The 19,267-nt window shown below is 71.5% G+C and carries 22 protein-coding genes; 15 read left to right on the forward strand and 7 right to left on the reverse strand.

Features of this window, described 5'->3' with window-relative positions:
- Positions 1-31: 31 nt before the first annotated feature.
- Positions 32-2,242 carry an NADP-dependent isocitrate dehydrogenase gene (locus QPJ90_RS05405; RefSeq protein WP_290133438.1) on the forward strand — a complete coding sequence of 737 codons (2,211 nt, stop codon included), beginning with the start codon at positions 32-34 and terminating at the stop codon, positions 2,240-2,242.
- Between the two features lie 249 nt (positions 2,243-2,491).
- On the opposite strand, the gene QPJ90_RS05410 is transcribed toward QPJ90_RS05405, so the two are convergent.
- Positions 2,492-2,947 carry a DUF3817 domain-containing protein gene (locus QPJ90_RS05410; RefSeq protein WP_290133439.1) on the reverse strand — a complete coding sequence of 152 codons (456 nt, stop codon included), beginning with the start codon at positions 2,945-2,947 and terminating at the stop codon, positions 2,492-2,494.
- Between the two features lie 103 nt (positions 2,948-3,050).
- On the opposite strand from QPJ90_RS05410, the gene QPJ90_RS05415 reads away from it, so the two are divergent.
- The 3 genes from QPJ90_RS05415 to QPJ90_RS05425 are packed head-to-tail and all read left to right on the forward strand — an operon-like array spanning position 3,051 to position 6,099.
- The gene (locus tag QPJ90_RS05415) at positions 3,051-4,184 is read left to right on the forward strand and encodes a Gfo/Idh/MocA family oxidoreductase (protein WP_290133440.1); all 1,134 of its coding nucleotides are present in this window, start codon (positions 3,051-3,053) and stop codon (positions 4,182-4,184) included.
- Positions 4,181-4,948 (forward strand): ThuA domain-containing protein, encoded by a 768-nt coding sequence (locus tag QPJ90_RS05420; RefSeq protein ID WP_290133441.1) that lies wholly within the window; start codon positions 4,181-4,183, stop codon positions 4,946-4,948. Before QPJ90_RS05415 ends, QPJ90_RS05420 begins: the two co-directional genes overlap by 4 nt.
- A complete protein-coding gene (locus QPJ90_RS05425; RefSeq protein ID WP_290133442.1) occupies positions 4,945-6,099 on the forward strand; it encodes a GAF domain-containing protein in 1,155 nt (384 codons plus the stop codon). Before QPJ90_RS05420 ends, QPJ90_RS05425 begins: the two co-directional genes overlap by 4 nt.
- Before the next feature lie 4 nt (positions 6,100-6,103).
- Here the strand turns inward: QPJ90_RS05425 and QPJ90_RS05430 are convergent, their stop codons facing one another.
- A complete protein-coding gene (locus QPJ90_RS05430; protein ID WP_290133443.1) occupies positions 6,104-6,538 on the reverse strand; it encodes a hypothetical protein in 435 nt (144 codons plus the stop codon).
- Between the two features lie 99 nt (positions 6,539-6,637).
- On the opposite strand from QPJ90_RS05430, the gene QPJ90_RS05435 reads away from it, so the two are divergent.
- The 8 genes from QPJ90_RS05435 (at position 6,638) to QPJ90_RS05470 (ending at position 13,619) form a co-directional block, all read left to right on the forward strand.
- Positions 6,638-7,309: a ScbR family autoregulator-binding transcription factor gene (locus tag QPJ90_RS05435; RefSeq protein WP_290133444.1), complete on the forward strand. Its 672-nt coding sequence runs from the start codon at positions 6,638-6,640 to the stop codon at positions 7,307-7,309.
- A gap of 107 nt (positions 7,310-7,416) precedes the next feature.
- Complete coding sequence (locus QPJ90_RS05440) at positions 7,417-8,328, forward strand: phosphotransferase (RefSeq protein WP_290133445.1); 912 nt, start codon at positions 7,417-7,419, stop codon at positions 8,326-8,328.
- A gap of 39 nt (positions 8,329-8,367) precedes the next feature.
- A complete protein-coding gene (locus tag QPJ90_RS05445; RefSeq protein WP_290133446.1) occupies positions 8,368-8,991 on the forward strand; it encodes a hypothetical protein in 624 nt (207 codons plus the stop codon).
- Entirely contained in the window at positions 8,988-9,653 is a 666-nt protein-coding gene (locus tag QPJ90_RS05450) for a DinB family protein (protein ID WP_290133447.1), read from the forward strand. The genes QPJ90_RS05445 and QPJ90_RS05450 overlap by 4 nt, the downstream gene beginning before the upstream one ends.
- 206 nt (positions 9,654-9,859) lie before the next feature.
- Positions 9,860-10,507, forward strand: coding sequence for an ABC transporter permease (locus QPJ90_RS05455; protein WP_290133448.1), 648 nt, complete (start codon positions 9,860-9,862; stop codon positions 10,505-10,507).
- A gap of 91 nt (positions 10,508-10,598) precedes the next feature.
- Complete coding sequence (locus tag QPJ90_RS05460) at positions 10,599-11,825, forward strand: ABC transporter ATP-binding protein (RefSeq protein WP_290134173.1); 1,227 nt, start codon at positions 10,599-10,601, stop codon at positions 11,823-11,825.
- Positions 11,818-12,582 (forward strand): ABC transporter permease, encoded by a 765-nt coding sequence (locus QPJ90_RS05465; protein WP_290133449.1) that lies wholly within the window; start codon positions 11,818-11,820, stop codon positions 12,580-12,582. Before QPJ90_RS05460 ends, QPJ90_RS05465 begins: the two co-directional genes overlap by 8 nt.
- 200 nt (positions 12,583-12,782) lie before the next feature.
- Positions 12,783-13,619, forward strand: coding sequence for a glycine betaine ABC transporter substrate-binding protein (locus tag QPJ90_RS05470; protein WP_354670490.1), 837 nt, complete (start codon positions 12,783-12,785; stop codon positions 13,617-13,619).
- A gap of 77 nt (positions 13,620-13,696) precedes the next feature.
- Here QPJ90_RS05470 and QPJ90_RS05475 read toward each other — a convergent pair whose 3' ends face one another.
- Together QPJ90_RS05475 and QPJ90_RS05480 are read right to left on the reverse strand one after the other, a co-directional pair.
- The gene (locus QPJ90_RS05475) at positions 13,697-14,068 is read right to left on the reverse strand and encodes a hypothetical protein (RefSeq protein WP_290133451.1); all 372 of its coding nucleotides are present in this window, start codon (positions 14,066-14,068) and stop codon (positions 13,697-13,699) included.
- Positions 14,069-14,316: 248 nt separating this feature from the next.
- Positions 14,317-14,931 carry a TetR/AcrR family transcriptional regulator gene (locus QPJ90_RS05480; protein WP_290133452.1) on the reverse strand — a complete coding sequence of 205 codons (615 nt, stop codon included), beginning with the start codon at positions 14,929-14,931 and terminating at the stop codon, positions 14,317-14,319.
- 57 nt (positions 14,932-14,988) lie between these two features.
- Between QPJ90_RS05480 and QPJ90_RS05485 the strand changes: the two genes are divergently transcribed.
- Positions 14,989-15,516 carry a GNAT family N-acetyltransferase gene (locus tag QPJ90_RS05485; protein ID WP_290133453.1) on the forward strand — a complete coding sequence of 176 codons (528 nt, stop codon included), beginning with the start codon at positions 14,989-14,991 and terminating at the stop codon, positions 15,514-15,516.
- A 35-nt stretch (positions 15,517-15,551) separates the two neighbouring features.
- On the opposite strand, the gene QPJ90_RS05490 is transcribed toward QPJ90_RS05485, so the two are convergent.
- The 3 genes from QPJ90_RS05490 to QPJ90_RS05500 form a co-directional block, all read right to left on the reverse strand.
- A complete protein-coding gene (locus tag QPJ90_RS05490) occupies positions 15,552-16,139 on the reverse strand; it encodes a PIN domain-containing protein (RefSeq protein WP_290133454.1) in 588 nt (195 codons plus the stop codon).
- A gap of 29 nt (positions 16,140-16,168) precedes the next feature.
- Positions 16,169-16,609 carry a helix-turn-helix domain-containing protein gene (locus QPJ90_RS05495; RefSeq protein WP_290133455.1) on the reverse strand — a complete coding sequence of 147 codons (441 nt, stop codon included), beginning with the start codon at positions 16,607-16,609 and terminating at the stop codon, positions 16,169-16,171.
- 112 nt (positions 16,610-16,721) lie between these two features.
- Complete coding sequence (locus QPJ90_RS05500) at positions 16,722-16,997, reverse strand: hypothetical protein (RefSeq protein ID WP_290133456.1); 276 nt, start codon at positions 16,995-16,997, stop codon at positions 16,722-16,724.
- A 102-nt stretch (positions 16,998-17,099) separates the two neighbouring features.
- Here QPJ90_RS05500 and QPJ90_RS05505 point away from each other — a divergent pair, with 102 nt between their 5' ends.
- Entirely contained in the window at positions 17,100-17,771 is a 672-nt protein-coding gene (locus tag QPJ90_RS05505; RefSeq protein WP_290133457.1) for a hypothetical protein, read from the forward strand.
- Positions 17,772-17,820: 49 nt separating this feature from the next.
- On the forward strand, positions 17,821-19,266 hold the full coding sequence (locus QPJ90_RS05510; RefSeq protein WP_290133458.1) for an NAD(P)/FAD-dependent oxidoreductase: 1,446 nt from the start codon (positions 17,821-17,823) through the stop codon (positions 19,264-19,266).
- Position 19,267: the final 1 nt, after the last annotated feature.

Raw genomic sequence — 19,267 nt, forward strand, 5'->3', positions numbered from 1 at the left:
CGACGGCATGAACAAGGGAGTACCCGCCAGCATGGCCAAGATCATCTACACGCTCACGGACGAGGCGCCGTTCCTGGCGACCCACTCCTTCCTCCCGATCATCCAGGCCTTCGCCGGCACCGCCGGCGTCGACGTGGAGACCCGCGACATCTCGCTCTCCGGCCGGATCATCGCGCAGTTCCCGGAGCGGCTCACCGACGAGCAGCGCCTGGACGACGCCCTGACCGAGCTCGGGGAGCTCGCGGGGACCCCGGAAGCGAACATCATCAAGCTGCCGAACATCTCGGCGTCGATCCCGCAGCTCAAGGCGGCGATCAAGGAACTGCAGTCGCAGGGCTACGACCTCCCGGCGTACCCGGACGAGCCCGCCACGGACGAGGAGCGCGACGTCCGCGCCCGCTACGACCGCACCAAGGGCAGCGCCGTGAACCCGGTGCTGCGCGAGGGCAACTCCGACCGCCGTGCGCCGCTCTCGGTGAAGAACTACGCCAGGAAGCACCCGCACCGCATGGGCGCCTGGAGCCACGACTCGAAGACGAACGTCGTGACCATGGGCAAGGACGACTTCCGCTCGAACGAGCAGTCCTGGATCGCCCCCGCAGACGACACCCTGACCATCGAGTTCGTGGGTGCGGACGGCGAGAGCACCGTGCTCAAGCAGTCGATCCCGGTCCTCGCCGGCGAGGTCGTCGACGGCACCGTCCTGCACGTCCGTGCGCTCGAGGCCTTCCTGCGGGACCAGATCACCGCCGCGCAGGAGCAGGGCGTGCTGTTCTCCGTGCACCTCAAGGCCACGATGATGAAGGTCTCCGACCCGATCATCTTCGGCCACGTCATCCGCGCGTTCTTCCCGACCGTGTTCGAGCGCTTCGGCGCCGACCTCGCGGCCGCCGGCCTGAACCCGAACGACGGCCTCGGTTCGATCCTCGCCGGGCTCGACTCCGTCCCGAACGGTGCAGCGATCAAGCAGGCGTTCGACGAGGGGCTCGACGCCGGCCCCGAGCTCGCGATGGTCGACTCGGACAAGGGCATCACGAACCTGCACGTCCCGAGCGACGTCATCGTCGACGCCTCGATGCCCGCGATGATCCGCACGTCCGGCCACATGTGGGGCCCGGACGGCGACGAGCACGACACCCTCGCGGTCATCCCGGACTCGAGCTACGCGGGCATCTACCAGACCGTCATCGAGGACTGCCGCGCGAACGGTGCCTTCGACCCGGCGACGATGGGCTCCGTGCCGAACGTCGGCCTGATGGCGCAGAAGGCCGAGGAGTACGGCTCGCACGACAAGACCTTTGAGGTCCCGGCGGCCGGTCGTGTGCGCGTCGTGACGAGCGGCGGCGAGACCGTCATCGAGCACGAGGTCGAGGCCGGGGACATCTGGCGTGCCTGCCAGACCAAGGACGTGGCGATCCGCGACTGGGTGAAGCTCGCCGTGACGCGCGCCCGGGCCTCGGCGACCCCGGCCGTGTTCTGGCTCGACGAGACGCGTGCGCACGACGCGAACCTCATCGGCCTCGTGGAGACCTACCTCGCCGAGCACGACACCGACGGCCTGCAGATCGAGATCATGTCGCCCGAGGACGCCATGGCCTTCTCGCTCGAGCGCATCCGTCGCGGCGAGGACACCATCTCGGTCACGGGCAACGTGCTCCGCGACTACCTCACCGACCTGTTCCCGATCATGGAGCTCGGCACCTCGGCGAAGATGCTCTCCGTCGTCCCGCTCCTCGGCGGCGGCGGCCTGTTCGAGACCGGTGCCGGTGGCTCCGCCCCGAAGCACGTGCAGCAGCTCGTCGAGCAGAACTACCTGCGGTGGGACTCGCTCGGCGAGTTCCTCGCGCTCGCGGTGTCGTTCGAGCACCTCGCGGGCGTGACCGGCAACCAGCGCGCGAAGGTCCTCGGCGAGACGCTCGATCGTGCCACCGGGACCTTCCTCGACGAGAACAAGTCGCCGGGTCGCAAGCTCGGCTCGATCGACAACCGGGGCAGCCACTACTACCTCGCGAAGTACTGGGCGGAGGAGCTCGCGGCACAGACCGACGACGCGGAGCTCGCGGCGGCCTTCGCGGACGTGGCGAAGTCGCTCGGGGCGGACGAGCAGACGATCGTCGACGAGCTGAACGGCGTGCAGGGACACCCGGCGGACATCGGCGGGTACTACCGTCCCGACGACGCCAAGACCGGCGCGGTGATGCGCCCGTCCGCGACGCTCAACGGGATCCTGGCCGCGCTGTAGGCGCGACCCCCTGACGGACGGGAGGCCCGGTGCCGGCTGGCACCGGGCCTCCCGTCCGTCTCGGGGCGCGGCGGCGCCGGGGGTGCGCGCCGGCCTCCCGGGCCGGCGACACGCGGGGTTGCAGCGTCCGGTGGTCGCAAGGTGTCGCAACGGGCGCCGATGGACGACGTTCCGTGACCGTTCGACGATCCTGAGCGGGGTGTCGTGACCACTCGGCTCGGCGACCAGTGCGCGCACGCGCCCCGGCCGTCAGCTGCGCGCGGGCACCGGCGGGCCGACGACGAGCAGGCCCGAGAACACGAGCGCCACCGCCACGACACCGATCGCGACCGAGAGCACCGGACGCCGCACCACGAAGAACAGCAGGCGGTCCCAGAAGCCAGACCGCCCCTCAGCCGACCGCCGCCACGGGCCGTCGAGCATCCCGCGCCGGGCCACCGCGACCTCGAACGGCACCGTCGCGTACGGCACGACGGCGCTCGCCCACCCGAGCACGAGCGCGCCGAACGACCAGCGCTGGTTCACGGCGACGACCGTCGTGACGACGAGGTAGGCGAGGAACACGAAGCCGTGCACCCCGCCGCCGATGCGCACGCCCCAGTCGCCGGCGTCGAAGCCGTACTTCAGCACCATCCCGGCGATGAGCAGGGTCCAGGTCACGAGTTCGGCGACCGCGGCCGCACGGAACAGGGATCGGGGAGTCATGCGGACATCGTCGCGTACCCCTCCCGACAGAACCCCGACACCGACAGCCCGACACGCCGCTGGTCGTATCGATTCGACCCGCGCCCCGACTAGCGTTGTCGTCATGTCGACGAGGACAACGACCGCCACGACGGACACCGCCCCACCCCTGCGCGTGGGGGTGATCGGACTCGGCTTCGCCGGCACCACGCACCTCGACGCCTACACCGCGGTCCCCGGGGTCGAGGTGGTCGCCCTCGCCGGCCAGGAGACCGACCGGCTGCACGAGCTCGCCGACTCCCGAGGCGTGCCGCACCGGTACGAGGACTGGCAGGACCTCGTCGCCCGCGACGACCTCGACATCGTGTCGATCGGCGTCCCCAACGCCCTGCACCACCCCATCGCCGTGGCGGCGCTCGAGTCCGGCAAGCACGTGTTCTGCGAGAAGCCGCTCGCGACGACCGGCGACCAGGCGCAGGAGATGGTCGACGCCGCCGTGCGGAACGACCGCGTGCTCGAGGTCGCCTACAACCACCGCCGGCGTGCCGACGTGCAGTTCCTCAGCGGCCACCTCGCGCAGCGCGACGCCGACGGCAACGGGCCGCTCGGACACGTATACCACGCACGCGCCTCCTGGCTGCGGCGAGCGGGGATCCCGGGCATCAGGAGCTGGTTCGCGAACAAGGAGACCGCGGGTGGTGGTCCGCTCATCGACCTCGGCTCGCACGTGCTCGACATCGCCCTGCACCTGCTCGGCGAACCGCGCGTCGTGACCGCGAGCGCGGTGGCGTACAACGAGCTCGGCAGCGCCGGTCGGGGCGGCAGCGACCGGGACCCGGTGTCCGCGGCCACGGGTCGGCCGTTCGACGTCGAGGACTTCGCGAGCGCCCTGCTCCGGTTCGAGGACGGGTCGAGCCTGCAGCTCCAGGCGAGCTGGGCCAGCTACTCGAAGGACGTCGAGGACATCGAGGTCGAGCTGCTCGGCTCGACCGGCGGCGCCCGGCTGTTCGTCCGCGACTACGCCACCGAGGGCACCGTGACGCTGTACTCCGACGAGCAGGGCGTGCCGACGGTCACCCGACCGGGCGTGCGCGTCCCGTCGGGGCACCACCAGCGCGTCATCGAGGAGTTCCTGGACACGATCCGCTCCGGGGCCCACGAGGGGCACCACGGGGAGTTCGCACTGCACCGCAGCCGTGTCGTCGACGCGATCTACGCGTCCGCTGCTGCGGGTCGAGAGATGGAGGTCGCCGCATGAGCAAGGACGCACCCAGGATCGTCGTCTGGAACGAGAACGTGCACGAGAGCCGCGGCGACGCCACGGTCATCGGGCACTACCCCGACGGCATGCACGCGGTGATCGCTGCCGCGCTCCGCGAGCTCGTGCCGGGCGCCGACGTGTCCACCGCGACGCTCCAGGAGCCCGAGCACGGCCTCACCGCCGAACGCCTGGCGCAGACGGACGTGCTGTTCTGGTGGGGCCACGCCGCCCACGACGAGGTCTCGGACGAGGTCGTCCAGCGCGTGGTCGACGCCGTGCACGCCGGCATGGGCCTCGTGGTCCTGCACTCCGGCCACTACTCGAAGCCGTTCACGCGCCTGATGGGCACCACGTGCTCGCTGAAGTGGCGCAACGACGGGCAGGACCGCGAGCTCGTCTGGACGATCGCCCCGGACCACCCCATCGCCGAGGGCGTCCCGCACCCGATCGTCATCGACCAGCAGGAGATGTACGGCGAGTTCTTCGACATCCCGCGCCCCGACGAGGAGGTCTTCCTCTCCACGTTCTCCGGCGGCGAGGTGTTCCGTTCGGGCGTCGCGTACCGTCGTGGCCTCGGTCGGGTCTTCTACTTCTCCCCTGGCGACCAGGAGTACCCGGTGTACCACCACCCGGACGTGCAGCGGGTCCTCGCGAACGCCGCGCGCTGGGCCGCGCCGGTGTCCGAGCGCCGCGAGCTGACGGCTGACCCCCACCCTCGGGACTGGTTCACCGCGGAGGGTGCGGGTAGACAGGGCGTGTGACGCAGTCCTCCACCGCCCTCCCGCTCGACCCCGCGGCACGGCGTACCGCCGTCGTCGAGGCCCTCGGCGTGCTCGGCAGCGGTCCCGAGGAGCGCTTCGACCGGATCACCCGGATGACGCAGGAGGCCTTCGGGGTCCCGCTGACGTTCCTCAACCTCGTGCACCACGACGTCGTCACCACGCAGTCGACCTTCGGGTGGCAGCAGGGCTCGAGCGTGCCCGCGTCGGAGCAGTTCTGCGCGACGACGGTCCTGACGCCCGAGCCGATGGTGATCCCCGACACGACGCTCGACGTCCGCTTCGCCACCACGGCAGCGGTCGCCGAGCACGGGATCCGCTTCTACGCCGGCGCTCCGCTGTCGATGCTGGACGGCACCCGCGTCGGGACGCTCTGCATCATGGACGCCCAGCCGCGCGAGTTCGGTGCGGAGGACGTCGCCCTGCTCCGCGACCTCGCGCGGTGGGCGGAGCGTGAACTCGGGCACGCGATCGACCGGCGGCGGGTCCGTCGGGTGCTCGAGGGCCTCGCGCCGGCGCCGGTCGAGGTCCCGGGGCACACGGTCACGACGGCCTCGGCGCAGCCGGACGGCGGCGGTGGCGACGTCGTGGACCAGCGGGTGGCAGCGGACGGCGCCCTGCACCTGACGGTCGGCACCGTGGCCGCCGGTCGGGCGTCGGCGCTCCTCGCCTCCGCGGTCCGCGGGGCGGTCGCCGCCCGGACGGACGTCCCGCTCGAGCGTGCGGTGGCCGGCCTGGAGGCACAGCTCGCCCCCGACCTGTCCCTCGCCGGAGCGGTCGCCACGCTGGTGCACGCGCGGGTCGACCCGCGGACCGGTCACGTGGACGTCGTGGACCTCGGGCACGGCCTGGCGGCCGTCGTCCGCGCGGACGGACCGGTCGAGGAACTCCGGAGCGCGAGTCTGCCGGTCGGTCTGCGGCCGCAGGGCTCCGACCGGACGCCGGTCCCGGTCGACCTCGGGTCCGGGGACGTCCTCGTGCTCGCGTCCGACGGCGCGCTCGCGCTCCCCGGAGTGGACGGCCCGACCGACCTCGCACGGACCGCCGCCGGAGGGGACGAAGCCGTCCGGGCGCTGATCGACGCCGCGGCACCGACGCTCGCGGCGACCGTCACGACCGTCTGCCGGGACTGACCCCTCAGCGCTGCCGGGGGCGTGCGGTGGGCCCGGTCAGGGCGACCACGAGCAGCGTCGCGAGCATGCCGACGCCCGCGAGCACGAGACCGAGGCCGGCGACCTTCCAGTAGGCGCTGCCGACGACCTGCGGCTGCGTGATCGCGTCCGGCCACCACGCGTCGATGACGGGGACCGTGGGCGGGAACGGATCGAGCGCGAACACCACGAGCCCGCCGAGCAGGAGCGCGATGCCGACACCGGCCATCGCGCCGCGGGAGCGCCGCAGCATGCGGACGACCAGGGCGGCCGCCATGGCGACGAGTCCGGCCACGGCGACGAGGAACGCCGTCACGACCACGGCCTGCGGCGCGAGCGCGAACCAGTCGAGCACCGCCACGGGCAGCAGCAGCCACCGACCCGTCCGGGCCAGGAGCGCCGGGTTCGTCCACGCCTGCATGCCGACGACCGTAGGGCACGAGGGCTGGACGACGCCCGGTGGTGGGCTGTGACCCGGCCGGACGCCGGACCTCGGTAGCATCCACTCCGGAGGTCGTGCATGGCAGAGGACGGACCCTCCCGGCAGCGGCGGGCCGTCGCGACCCGGGCGGCGATCATCGAGGGTGCCGCGAGGGAGTTCGACGAGCGCGGGTACGTCGGTGCGTCGATGGACGGGGTCGCCGAACGGGCCGGGGTGACGAAGGGTGCGCTGTACTTCCACTTCGCGTCCAAGGCCGACCTCGCCGGGGCCGTCGTCGCCCGCCAGCACGAGGTGTCCCGCGCCTACGCCGAGGTCGCGCACGCCCGGGGTCGGACGCCGCTCGAGTCGATGATGTGGATGTCGCAGGGACTCGCGGTCCAGATGACCACCGAGGTCGTCGTCAGCGCGGGGATCCGGCTCTCGACCGAGCCCGCCGGCAACGGGATCGCCCGCCAGGACCCCTACACCGACTGGATGCGCGTGACGGCCGACATCTTCCGCGAGGCCATCGCTGCCGGCGAGGTCGACGACCGCTGGGACCCGGCGCTCATCGGCCGGGTCGTCAGCCCCGCGTACACCGGCGTGCAGGCGGTCTCGGACGTCCTCGCGGACCGGGCGGACCTGTTCGAGCGGCTCCGGGAGCTCTGGACCGTGCTCCTCGCCGCGTTCGTGACGGAACGGACGCGGCCGGAGATCCCGCGCCTGGTCGCGATCATCGCCCCCGACGCCGAGGGACGACCGGTTCGGTGACGCGGGTCCCCCCAGGGACACCCACGTCACCTCAGCACGAGGATACCAACCGGTACGTTCCCGTTCCGGCCCCCGTTCACGGGTGCCGACGGCGGTAGCCTCGAGCCGTGCCCACCCCCGCCGCCGAGGTGCACGTCGACGTCCCGCTCGTGCGGGCGCTCCTCCGTGCCCAGCACCCCGACCTCGCCGACCGGCCGCTCGAGGTCGCCGCGAACGGCTGGGACAACGTGCTCGTCCGGCTCGGCGACGACCTGGCGGTCCGACTCCCCCGACGGGCGGCGGCCGCGCGGCTGATCGAGCACGAGCAGCGTTGGTTGCCGGAGATCGCCCGTCGGGTCGCGCCGGTGGTCCCGGTCCCCGCGCCCGTGCGGACCGGCGTGCCGACCGACGGCTACCCGTGGGCGTGGAGCGTCGTGCCGTGGCTGCCGGGCGTCGCCGCGGGCGAACGGGTCGGCGGCAGCCGGGTCGGTGCGGCGCTCGCCGCCTTCCTCGACCTCCTGCACGTGCCCGCCCCCGCGGACGCGCCCGTGAACCCGGTCCGGGCCGTCCCCCTCGCGCAGCGCTCCGACGCGGTGCTCCACCGGTTGGCGACCGCGGACGTGCCCCGCGCCCTGGAGCTGGCCGCGGTCTGGCGGACCGCCGCCGCCCTGCCGGCGTCCACCGAGCCTCCCGTCTGGGTCCACGGCGACCTGCACCCCTTCAACCTGCTCGTCGAGCCGGACGCCGACGGCGGCCGCCTGACGGCGGTCGTCGACTTCGGCGACGTGACCTCGGGGGACCGCGCCGTCGACCTCGCGACCGCCTGGCTGACGCTCGACCGGGAGGCCCGCTGCGGCTTCCGGACAGCGCTGGCCGTCGACGACGAGACGTGGGAGCGGGCCCGCGGCTGGGCCGTCTCGATCGCCTCGGCCCTGCACACCACCTCCGACCCCGCGTTCCGCGCGGTCGGCCGACGTGCGATCGACGCCCTCCTCGACGACCGAGGGCTGTTGCGGCGCACGGACCCGGGGTTACCCTGACCCCCACACATCCGTGCACGTGAAGATCGGAGGGGCCTGATGACCCTCGAGTTCCGCGTCCAGCACGACGTCGCCACCGACGCCTCACCCGTCCCCAGTCCGCCCGCACGCCGAGGGATCCGCGGCCTGCTCGACCGGTACGCCGTCCACCGCGCGGCCGTCCGGACCCGCCGTGCCACAGCCCGCGTCGAGGAGCTGCACGAGCTCGAGGCGCTGCTCTCCAGCGCACGCGCGGTCATCGAGCGCGGTTGGATCCAGCACGCCTGGTTCGCGTACCTCGACGACCACGGCCGCGTGCGCAAGGCCTCGAGCGCCTCCGCGGTCGGCGTGCAGGGCCGACCGCTCGTCGGCGCCTGCCTCGTCGGTTCGGTCGTCTACGCGGCCGGCGGTCCGACGGCCGTCCACTCGCAGCGGGTCCAGCGCGCCCTCGACCTCGTGTGGAACGCGCTCGCGGTTGAGGAGGGCTCCCCCGTGCTCTGGTGCCCGGCGCCCGACGTGCGGATGGCGCGCGTCCGCGACCTGACGAGCTGGAACGACCGGGCCTCCCGGACCTCGGCGGAGGTCGCCGGGCTGCTCCTGACGGCCGAGCGCGTCGCCGTGCACGAGTCGGCGCGCGTCCAGGCGACCGTCCGCGACCACGGCCTGGCACGATCGGGAGCATGAACGACGAGGTCCCCGACGACGACGTCCCCGAGGTCCGCCCCGCGGCCCCGGGGACGGCCGTCGCCGACCGTGCGGTGACCGGCTCCGAGAAGGAGACGCTGCACCGCTACCTCAAGAAGCACCGGGCGGCACTGCTCGCCAAGGTCGAGGGGCTGGCCGAGCGGCAGGCGCGCTGGCCGTTGACCCCGACGGGCACCAACCTGCTCGGGCTCGTCAAGCACGTCGCGGGCGTGCAGGTCGGGTACCTCGGCGAGGTCTTCGGTCGCCCGCTGCCCGACTCCCCCGCCTGGCTCGAGTCGTGGGAGGGCGACGACATGTACGCGTCCCTCGACGAGACCATGGCCGACGTGATCGCGTTCCACCACCGGTCCGCCGCGCACGCCGACGCCACGATCGAGGCGCTCGACCTCGACGCCCGCGGCGCCGTCCCGTGGTGGCCCGAGGAGCGCCGCGAGGTCACCCTCCACCAGGTCCTCGTGCACCTCGGGTACGAGGTCGCCCGGCACGCCGGCCACGCCGACATCGTCCGCGAGATGCTCGACGGCACCGCGGGCGACGGGGACGGCAACCTCGCCGAGAAGAGCGCCACCGACTGGGTCGCGTGGCGCGAGCACCTCGTCGACGTCGCCGAGCGGGCCGGGCTCCGCGACCTGCGCGCATAGCCGACCCCCGCTCGGTATCGTTACCGTTCTCCCAGGGAGGACGTGCGGCACCACGGGTGACCAGGCGTTTTCATCGCACCTGCTCGGCCCTGACCCGTCGATCCGAACATTTGCAGATGTACAAGAAGCGACGCGCTGCGTAGCTTGGTCCGCGTTCGTGCCCCGATCTGTGGGCACTTCGACCGACCAGGAAGGAGCGCCCACCCGTGTTCCAGTACGTCGTGGAGCGATGGGACCAGATCTGGTTCTCCTCGTGGCAGCACTTCTCGCTGGTGGTCCAGTGCGTCGTCCTCGCCACCCTCATCGCCGTGGTGCTCGCCGCACTCGTCTACCGCATCCCCGGACTCCGGGCCGCCGCGAACGAGGTGTCGACCGTCGGGTTGACCCTGCCGTCGTTCGCCGTGATCGGCCTGCTGCTCGTCCCGCTCGGCTTCGGTGTCGTCCCGTCCGTGGTGACCGTGACGTTCTTCGCCGCCCTGCCGATCCTCCGGAACGCGGTCGTCGGGCTCGGTGAGATCCCGGACACCATCGTCGAGTCCGCCCGTGGCATCGGCATGAGCCGCTTCCGCACCCTCGTGCAGGTCGAGCTGCCGATGGCGTGGCCGATCATCCTCACCGGCGTGCGGGTCTCCGCGCAGATGGTGATGGGCGTCGCCGCGGTCGCCGCGTACGCGCTCGGCCCGGGGCTCGGTGGCTTCATCTTCTCCGGGCTGTCCCGACTCGGCGGCGCGAACGCCCTCAACTCCGTGGTCGTCGGCACCGTGGGCGTGGTCCTCCTCGCCCTGGTCCTCGACCTTCTGCTCCTCGGCCTCGGCCGTCTGACCATCTCGCGAGGTATCCGTGTCCAGCACTGAACGCAGCAGCACTGAACGCAGCAGCACCGACCAAGCCAGCGCTGCCCACACCGGCACCGCCACCGCCGACCCGTCCGTCACCGGGCGCGGGATCCTGCTCGACGAGGTCACGAAGCGCTACCCCGGCCAGGCGAAGCCCGCGGTCGACGGCATCACGCTCGAGATCCCGGCCGGCAAGGTCGTCATGCTCGTCGGCCCGTCCGGCTGCGGCAAGACCACCACGCTCAAGATGATCAACCGCCTGATCGAGCCCACCGAGGGCCGCATCGTCGTGGGCGAGGACGACGTCACGAACATCGACGGCGACGAGCTCCGTCGGCGCATGGGCTACGTGATCCAGGCCGGCGGCCTCTTCCCGCACATGACCGTCGCGGCGAACATCGCGATCGTGCCGAAGATGCTCGGCTGGTCGAAGGACAAGATCGCCGCCCGCGTCGACGAGCTCCTCGACCTGGTCTCGCTCGACCCGGACACCTACCGTGACCGGTACCCCCGTGAGCTCTCCGGCGGCCAGCAGCAGCGCGTCGGTGTGGCCCGGGCGCTCGCCGCGGACCCGCCCGTCCTGCTGATGGACGAACCGTTCGGCGCGGTCGACCCGATCACCCGGCAGCGGCTGCAGGACGAGCTGCTCCGCATCCAGGAGGAGCTGCACAAGACGATCGTCATCGTCACGCACGACTTCGACGAGGCCGTGAAGCTCGGCGACTGGATCGTCGTGTTCTCCGAGGGTGCCCACATCGTGCAGTACGACACCCCGGAGCGCATCCTCGCCGAGCCCGCGAACGAGTTCGTGGAGAACTTCATCGGGTCGGGCGCCGGGCTCAAGCAGCTCACGCTGAACCGGGTGCGGGACGTCGAGGTCGAGTCGGCCGTGACCTGCTCCCCCGGCGAGGAGGCGAAGGCCGTCCTCCAGCGCATGCGCGAGGCCGGTGGACACGGGCACGCCGTCGTGGTGGACCGTCGCCAGCGGCCGATCGGTTGGCCGACCCGCCGCCAGATCGAGCGGCTCGACCGCATCCCGGAGGGCATCGACCCCGACCTGCCCGTCGTCGGCGAGGCCGCGACCCTGAACGACGCGCTCGACACCATGCTCGTGTCGAGCGCCGGCGCCGCGCTCGTCACCGGACGTCGTGACGCCTTCCGCGGGGTGATCACCGTCGAGACCGTCATGGACGCCATCACGAAGTCGCGCGCCGCCGCGGCCGAGGAGCAGGCGTACACCCCGGTCGGCACGAACACGAACCCGATCGAGACGATGCCGTCCGCACCGGCGCCCACCGCGGCACCGGTCGCCGACCCGGAGCGCGCCGATGGCTGACGTCGTCGCGACCGGGATCGATCGTTCCGCACGCAGCGCACGGCGCTCCCTCGTCGTGCAGCCGGTGGTCATACTCGTGGCACTGATCGTGTTCGCCGTTTGGCTGAACACGGCCGAGCTGACCGCCACCGAGCGCAGCACCCTCAACCCGGCGGACATCCTCGACCTGACCTGGCAGCACCTGACGCTCACCGCCGAGGCGACGGCGATCGTCCTCGTGCTGGGGATCCCGCTCGGGATCGTGCTGACCCGAGGCTGGCTCCGGAGGGCGAGCGGGGTGGTCCTGGCCGTCGCAAACTTCGGGCAGGCCGCGCCAGCGGTCGGCCTCATCGTGCTGCTCGCGGCGTGGTTGGGCCTCAACAGCTGGTCTGCTGTCGTCGCCCTCGTCCTCTACGCGATCCTCCCGGTGCTCCGCAACACGATCATCGGCATCGAGAGCGTCGACCAGCGACTCGTCGAAGCCGGCCGAGGGATGGGGATGAGTGCCTCCGCGGTCCTCGTCCGGGTGGAGCTCCCCCTCGCCGTACCGGTCATGCTCGCGGGCATCCGTACTGCGCTGGTGCTCCTCGTCGGGACCGCGACGCTCGCCACCTTCATCGGTGCAGGCGGTCTCGGACTCCTCATCACGACAGGCGTGAAGCTGTTCCTCCCGTCGGTCCTCATCTCGGGCGCGGTTCTGGTCGCACTGCTCGCCCTCGCCATCGACTGGCTCGGCCGCGTCGTCGAGACGGTTGCCCGACCGAAGGGACTTCGATGAAGCGCATATGCTCCGACAACACGGTGCTCGACCCTCGGAGGAGCCGACGACGGCCACGGACCGTTGCGGTCGCCCTCGGTGCCCTCGCAGTGATCTCCCTCGCGGGCTGCGGACTTCAGCCGTCCACGGCCTACGTCCCCGGCGTCGAGCCGGCGTCGATCGAACGGATCGAGGACCTCCCAGCCGGGGCCCACGTCACCGTGACCTCGAAGGACTTCACGGAGCAGCTCGTCCTCGGCAAGATCGGCGTCATCGCGGCCAAGGCAGCGGGCTTCGAGGTCACGGACGAGACCAACGTCCCCGGCAGTGTCGCGGTGCGGCAGCTGATGCTCGACGGGGGAGCGGACATGACCTACGAGTACACCGGAACCGCCTGGCTCTCGTTCATGGGCCACTCCGATCCGATCCGCGACGCGGAGGACCAGTACGTTGCTGTCCGGGACCAAGACGAGCAGAACGGGCTCACCTGGCTGCGACCTGCACCGATGAACAACACGTACGCATTCGCGGTCCGGTCCGAAGCGGTCGACGAACTCGATGGCATCACGCGGCTGTCCCAGGTGAAGGACCTACCGAAATCCGAGCGGACGTTCTGCGTCGAGTCGGAGTTCTACTCCCGGCCTGACGGGTTCAAGCCGATGCTCGAGAAGTACGGATTGCAACTCGGCGATGGTGCTGACGGAATTCCTCGCGACAATGTGAGTATCCTTGACACCGGCACCGTCTACACCGCGACCGACCGGGGGAAGTGCAATTTCGGCGAGGTGTTCACGACCGACGGAAGAATCAAGGCACTCGGACTCTCCGTGCTCGAGGACGACGAGCAGTTCTTCCCGAACTACAACGTTTCGCCCGTGCTGAACAGCACGACACTCAAGAAGTACCCGCAACTGCAAGACGTTTACGACCAGATATCGCCGAAGCTCACCGACGCTGTCCTGCAGGAACTCAACCGTCAGGTGGACGTCGAAGGACGGGAGCCCGCCGACGTGGCGCTCGACTGGATGGTCAACGAGGGGTTCGTCGAGCGGCGCTGACGTCCGGCTCGCCTTGTCGTTCCTGGCTCGGGACGGAAGCCTGCCCCGGATCGACCGGCGGCAGGCTTCCGGCCTCATCAGAGCGAGCAGCTGACGTACGGCTTCTCCGCGGACGTGGCCTTGCCGTAGAGCGTGGTCACCGCGAAGTACGTTGTGCCGACAGGGAGGACGTGATCCTTGACCTTCCCTGCTTTCCACTGCAACGCACCCGATCCCCCGTCTTGGATGAGGATCCCTCCGCGCTTACCGGTCGTGATCCCGACCCCGACTCGTCGTGACGAGCCGCAGTATCCTCCGAGAGCGACGACGTTGCAGGTCGTGACGCCGCCGCTGTACTTGCATTCGATCTTCGGGAGCTTGGCGGCACTCGCCGGCGCGGGTGCAATCATGAGCCCCGCTGCGACGACGACCGCGCCGATGATCCCGAACATTCCCTTGCGTGTGTTCATCACTTTCCCCTTCGTGATTGTACGGCAGGGCCGTTCTGACCCCCTCGACCACCCTCGTACACATTCGCAGAGTCGGCAACCCCAAGCCAGAAATGATGTCGGAACCACATGACTGCGGCAATTCGGCAGATCCGCCGACGTCGCCTTCGACTGGATGACGAAGGAAAGCTTCATCAGCAAGGGCTGACGCGACCAGGAGACGGACTGGAGGCCCGTGGCGACCCCGCCAGGGGCCTCCAGTCCGCGTGTCAGACGGTCGCGATCCGCGACGCCGTGTCGCGGATCAACGCGACCACCTCGGCGCGCACCTCGTCCGCGCTCTCGCCCTCCTGGCGCGCCGCGCTCCGCAGCGCGGTCATGCACATGCCGAGCAGCATCTCGGCGGCCTGGGCGGTGGCGGCCTCCGGCCCCCACGCCGGGTCGCGTGCCAGCACGGTCCGGACCGCGCCGACCATCGCCTCCGACACCGTCGTCATCCGCGTGACCTGCCGCCGCATGAGCTGCGGGAACCGCACGACGAGCTCCTTGCGGGCCGTCCGCTCGGTCTCGTCCGCGAACGTGTCGCCGAACACCAGGAACGCGAGGTCGACGACCGCCTGTGCCGCCGGCTCCCCCGCGACCGCCTCGAGGTGCGCGGCCAACGCCTCCGCCGACAGGTCGAGCTCGGTGTGCCCGAGGACGGCGTCCTCCTTCGAGTCGAAGTAGTTGAAGAACGTCCGGGGCGAGATGTCCGCCCGCGCGGCGATCTGCTCGATCGTGGTGTGGTCGATCTCGTGTTCGAGCGCCAGCGACCGGGCCGACTCGGCGATGCGTCGTCGCGTCTCGATGCGCTTCCGGTCGCGCAGACCCAGTGGCTCGGGCATGCACCGACTGTAGCCGTCGGTGGGCACCGCGGCGGTGACGTGCATAGTGTCGGGTCCGTGGCGGCGTTCGGACGGGACATCGGGGACGGGTGCACGCTGACGCTGCGCGACCTCACGACCGTCGGGCCGCTGCACGACCTCGTCGTCGCGAACCTCGACCGGCTCCGGGCCGCCGAACCCTGGGCGTGGCAGGTGCAGAGCGCCGACACGATCGCCGTGCACACCGAGCACCTGCTCGGCCAGTACGCCATGGACCGGTCGCTCCCGTGCGTCATCCGGTCGGACGACCGCATCGTCGGGGCTGCGTCACTGGCCTTCGACCCGTACCTGGGGCAGGCGTCGCTCGGTTACTGGATCGACGCCGGCCAGGAGGGACGGGGCATCGTCCGCCGCGCGGCCACCGTCCTCGTCGGCGTGGCCCGGGCGCGGGGGTGCGCGCGGGTCGAGATCCGGACGGCGGTCGACAACGAGCGCAGCCGCCGGCTCGCCGAGCGGCTCGGGTTCGTGCACGAGGGGACGCTGCGGAGCGCGATGCCGCTGGGGTCGCGGCGCGTGGACGTGGCGGTGTACGGACTGGTGCTCTGAGCGGTGGGCGCTCCGACGCGCCAGTGCTGACGGCGCTATCGAGTCGCGCGCTTCGTGTCACCGACGCCGCTCGCTGCGCGGAGGTGCGCGGCGACCCGCTCGGCGAACACCGGGCAGCCGGCGTCCCGCAGCGCGACCGCGAGGCCCTTCCGGTTCGGCCGTCCGTTCCAGTACCGGTTCTGGTCGAGGACGACGTTGCGGACGAGCCACGGAACGGCGTCGTCGATCAGTACGAAGAAGTCGTCGCACCCGTACACCTCGTACGGCAGCGCGTCGAGGTCATCGAAACCACGGTCCTCCGTCAGCAGTACATCGGCCCGGCAGGCGAGCGCCGCGGCATGGACGTGCCGGTCCTTCCGGTCGCTGCCGGGCCAGTGAGCGAGACCGTCGAAGTCCTCCACGAGTTCGTCGACGGCGCCCCTGATACTTCGCACGAGCTGCGTCGTCGCGCCACCGTCGCGGTCGGGATGGGTCGCGCGCAACCGTGCCACCACCTCGGCCAGGACGTCCTCGGTCGTGTGGAGCTGGAACATCCGCGGTACTTCGGCGCGGAGCAGGCAGAGCCAGTCCCGCAGTGTCCTGCTGAAGAAGACGTTGGCGTCGACGAAGACCCGTTGGACCATTTCGGAACACTACCGGTGATGTTCCAACTTCACTCGAACGCTTCGCCGGCCGTCCGGACCTCGCGAGCCGCTGCCCGACGCTCGGCATCTCGGCGCTCCCGGAACTCGACGACGTCACGGCGACGGAGTCTCGTGTGGCTCCCGACCTTCGTCGAGGCGACCTCGCCCGCTCGGATCAGCTTCATGAGCGTCGGGCGCGAGATCCCGAGTTCCTTGGCCGCCGTCGTCGTCGTGAGTTCTTCGGGTACGGAGACTGTGACGAGCGCCGAGCCGTTCGCGGTCGCGCGGATCGTGTTCATCACGAAAGTGGCGAGGTGTGCGGGCATCGTCATGCACGTCCCATCGTCGAGGGTGACCGACACGTCCACGACGTCGCGGTCCCGTGCGCGCCCCACGATGTCCGCGGCCTCATCGCGCACGATCGGGTCCGGGGTCACGTCGTGCGAAGCCAGGGTGCGTACGGGTGCCATCGTGCTCTCCTGTCGATCGGCCGCACTGTCGGGACTCACACTACGAGGGTTGCACTTACAAGTGCAACCCATCGTCGATGGGCGGGACTCCTCGCTCCACGGCTCCGAGCGGTCAGCGGCCGGTGGTCACCCCGTGCCAGACGGCGAAGGAGCCGCCGATGACGAGCAGGGCGCCGACGAGCACCCAGATCGCGAGCGCGACGAGGTTGAGCAGGATGCCCCAACCGGCCCGGCCGCGTGCCATCGGCTCCCGCGACCGCGATGCGATGCCGAGGCAGAGCCCGACGATCGGGGCGAAGAAGGTCCAGCCCGCGAGCAGCGAGCAGATGCCGAGGACGAGGCTGGCCGTCCCGAGGCCGGTACGGGGAGCAGTCGGGTACGTGGTCATGGCTCCGACACTACGGACGCCGTGGTGGCGCGTCGTCCGTCCGGGCGCTGATCCGGGTCCGTCGAGCGGTTGACGGTCGCCCGTCGCCGGTATCGTCGTGGCATGGCCCTGTTCGGACGACGCAGCAAGAACGACGTGCGCGACCGACCCGTGAGTCAGGTCGAACTCAAGCGCGCCGTCGACGAGGGGTTCCTCATCGCCAAGGCCGCGATCGTCGTGGCGGTCGCGAACCGCATCATCACGAACGCCCTCCGCGACCAGGGGTACTTCGACCACGCCCTCATCGCCGACGCCGCGCGTCAGGAACTCCACCGGATGGCCGAGGAGCAGCGCGGGGACGCCGCCCGGATGCGCGAGATCCGTGCGACGTCGAGCAAGCAGAAGGGTCGCTCGCGGCACCAGCACGACTACCGCCGCGGCGACGACCACAAGCTGCGCACGCGCGAGGCCACGTACGAGGAGCTCGCCGCCCTGCTCGACCGCCGACGCGACGACCAGAAGTTCGTCGACGGCATCGTGCTGCAGGCCCGGGCGCGAGCGTGGGACGACATCGGCACGACGGTGGTCGGGCGACTCGGCTGGGCGCAGCGTCCGACCGACGACTACGAGGTCGGCCGGGACGAGCGTCTGCAGCAGATGCTCGACGAGGACTTCGCGACCCTGCTCGCCGAACACCCGGTCGGGTCCACCGCTCCCGATGCCGACGAGCCCGACGACGTCGACGGTGACGAGGACGGGTCCGACCCGGCCGACGCCGACACCGCCCGCGCCTGACGACCAGCCCTGAGCGCTCGCGGACGCCCGGGTCCCTAGGCTCGGACCCATGGTGGACGCGGTGGTGGTCGGAGCAGGGCCGAACGGACTCGCGGCAGCGGTGACGCTCGCGCGCGCCGGGCTGAGCGTCGAGGTCGTCGAACGGAACGACACGATCGGCGGGGGAGCCCGCACGGCCGAGCTCACGCTGCCCGGCTTCCTGCACGACGTCTGCTCCGCCGTGCACCCCATGGCCCTGCAGTCCGAGTTCTTCCGCGCGTTCCGCCTGGAGGACCGCATCGAGCTGCGCCTGCCGGAGGTCCAGTACGGCCACCCGCTCGACGGCGGCCGCGCGGGCATCGCGTACCGGGACATCGCCGAGACCGCGGCGGGGCTCGGCGCCGACGGCCCGGCGTTCCACCAGCTCATGGCCCCGCTGGCGCGGCACTCCGACCAGGTCGCGGACTTCGCGACCGATGCGCTCCTGCACGTCCCACGGCACCCGGTGACCGTCGCGAAGTTCGGCCTCCGCGCGCTCGAGCAGGGCACGCGCGCGTGGAACGCCCGGTTCCGTGAGGACGTCGCGCCCGCGATGGTCACGGGCGTCGCCGCGCACTCGATCCAGCACGTGCCCTCGCTCGCGACCGCGGCCGCGGCGCTGTCGCTCGGCTCCTACGCCCACGCCCGCGGCTGGCCCGTCCCGATCGGCGGCAGCCAGGCGATCGTCGACGCCCTCGCGGCCGACCTCGTCGCGCACGGCGGCACGATCGAGACCGGCCGCGAGGTCACGAGCCTCGGAGACCTCACGCCGGCAAAGGCGGTGCTCTTCGACACGAGCGTCCCCGGCATGCTCCGGATCGCGGGGAAGCAGATCCCGACCCCGAAGCGCGGGGCACTCCGGCGCTTCCGGTTCGGCAACGCCGCCGCCAAGGTCGACTTCGCGCTGTCCGGGCCGGTGCCGTGGGAGAACGAGCTGCTCCGGAAGGCGGGCACGGTGCACATCGGCGGGACGCGCGCCGAGATCGCCGCGGCCGAGGGGGCGGTGGCCCGCGGGCAGCACGCCGAGCGGCCCTACGTCCTCGGTTCGGAGCCCACCGTGGTCGACCCGAGCCGGGCTCCGGAGGGGAAGCACGTCTTCTGGGCGTACGCGCACGTGCCGGCCGGCTCCGACGTCGACCAGACCGAGGCCGTCACCCGGCAGATCGAGCGGTTCGCCCCGGGGTTCCGCGACCTCGTGCTCCACGCCTCGAGTCGCACGGCGGTCCAGATGGCCGAGTACAACCCGAACTACCAGGGCGGCGACATCGCGGCGGGGGCAGCGAGCTTCTGGCAGCTCGTCAAGCGCCCGGTGCTGTCGTCGGACCCGTGGCGCACGGGCGGCGGCATGTACCTCGCGTCGCAGAGCGCCGCACCGGGTCCCGGCGTGCACGGCATGGCCGGCTGGCACGCCGCGAGGAGCGCCCTGCGCCACACGTTCGGCCTGTCCGTCGACGTCGATCTCGCACCGGAGGACTGAC

The sequence above is a fragment of the Curtobacterium sp. 458 genome, from assembly GCF_030406605.1.
Classification (GTDB): domain Bacteria; phylum Actinomycetota; class Actinomycetes; order Actinomycetales; family Microbacteriaceae; genus Curtobacterium.